The 1,728-nt window shown below is 36.1% G+C and carries 3 protein-coding genes; all 3 read right to left on the bottom strand.

The window, feature by feature from the left end; genetic code table 11:
• Nucleotides 1-75 precede the first annotated feature (75 nt).
• The 3 genes from AC1DRF_RS26310 to AC1DRF_RS26300 all read right to left on the bottom strand — a co-directional run bounded on the left by AC1DRF_RS26310 (nucleotide 76) and on the right by AC1DRF_RS26300 (nucleotide 1,514).
• Nucleotides 76-291 carry a DUF3951 domain-containing protein gene (locus tag AC1DRF_RS26310; protein WP_230184249.1) on the bottom strand — a complete coding sequence of 72 codons (216 nt, stop codon included), beginning with the start codon at nucleotides 289-291 and terminating at the stop codon, nucleotides 76-78.
• Nucleotides 292-367: 76 nt separating this feature from the next.
• A complete protein-coding gene (locus tag AC1DRF_RS26305; protein ID WP_477742114.1) occupies nucleotides 368-823 on the bottom strand; it encodes a GNAT family N-acetyltransferase in 456 nt (151 codons plus the stop codon).
• A gap of 19 nt (nucleotides 824-842) precedes the next feature.
• Nucleotides 843-1,514, bottom strand: a complete 672-nt coding sequence (locus AC1DRF_RS26300; protein ID WP_162214420.1) for an HAD family hydrolase — start codon at nucleotides 1,512-1,514, stop codon at nucleotides 843-845.
• Nucleotides 1,515-1,728: the final 214 nt, after the last annotated feature.

Genomic DNA, 1,728 nt, shown 5'->3' with positions numbered 1-1,728 from the left:
TTTGAAGAACACCTAGGTGAATTTACGGAAATTGTGGAGGGGTGGGCTGTAAACAGAAGGAGTTGAAAACGACCTTTAGCTCTTTCTGTTTACAACATCTCCTTCTTTTTCTTCTAGTTCTCGTTCATTTTGCTCTTCATGAAACTCTTCTTCTGTTTGTGCAGCAAGATAGTCAAACGGCGTATAGTAATTACGAGGAATCTTTCGGTGCCAAACTGTTTTAACAATAATAATCAACAGCGGAATACTCACCGTTAAAATAGCGACTAAAACTAGTAGCGAAAAAATCATAAATTATTTCCTCCTGCTTTATGAACCATGCCTCCTGAAATAACAAAGCGGATATCCTACACCCATTCACTTATATTCAATCTACATTTACCGTCATCAGTATACGAGATTCATGAGTAACAAAACCGTTCTTTTCAAAAAAACGTTCTGGTTTGCCTTGGCCTCTTTCAGTAGACACGTAGACTTCTTTCACTTCTTTTTGTATAAGTAACTCGTTAAGGAAAGATAAAAGACTCGTTCCTATGCCAGTTTGCTGAGTGCTGCTTAACACACAAATTTCATTTACATAAAACGTCTTATAGTTCGCCCACTGTTCTTCATTTCCTACTATAAATCCTATGAGTTTATTATTTTCACTATGAAAGAAACCTATCCCTATGTAACCTGGAGTTTTACTGATATCGTATAAACGAGCATAAGCAGTGTTTATACTCCAAGGCTCATTCCACGGTGACCCACTAAAAACATTTGTATAGATGATTGCTGCTTCTTTAAGATCTTCATCAGTCAATAGACGAACTTCGGCTTTCATCGTGTTTCCCCTTTTCCCATCAGCATGCTTGAAACTCATTAATAACGTTTAACAGCTCTTTTAAATCCTCTATTACATACGAATCTGTGAAACTTCCGTCAAAGAAAACGTCTTTTTTCCATACAGCATGCATACCTGCGCCTCTTGCGCCAAGCACATCATTTTCTGGATGATCCCCGATATATACACTTTCTTCAGCCGACACATCGAGCGCTTTTAACGCTCGCAAAAAGATATCTTTTTGCGGCTTTTTAATGCCTTCTTGCTCGGAAACAAGTATAGTATCAAAATAGTGATCAATTCCAAGCGCTTTAATATTCATCCACTGAAAGTCCGTAAAACCATTTGTGATCATGCCTAGTAACAACCCTTTTTTCTTTAGCTCTTTTAGTACATCCTCCATATGTAAAAACGAAACGCAGTGAGCTGGAAAATAGTGAAGGTAATCATCTAGCATCCCTTCCCACGTTAAACTTGGAATATCATATTCAGTCAAAAGCTGCTCATATACTTTATCTTTCCATACGTAGCCTTTTTGATCTAACTCAATAAATCTAGATGTGTACTCTTGCTTCGGTATGAGTGCTAGTTCTTCACTATATCTCTCGTACTGATCTTGAATAAAAAGCTTCAGTGAACTGTCTCGATCTAATAATGTCCCATCTAAATCAAAAATGACGGCTTTAATCATGTTTTTCCTCCTCTATATGTAAATCAATTTAACGATTGGTTAATTATAACATTTACGACTGTAAAACTAATAAACCATATTTAATTCTTTCCTGTAAAAGAAAAAGGAGRCCTACGGTTCGGGGCTCCTTTTCTTGGATACACTTTATTTTTTTATACTTGAATTAATAGATGTATCTATAAAATCATTTACATATTTGCTCATTTCTCTGTAC

Source organism: Priestia sp. P5_B4, from assembly GCF_056400385.1.
The sequence above is the reverse complement of the archived record's forward strand: the minus strand, read 5'-3'. Positions and strand labels throughout refer to the sequence as shown.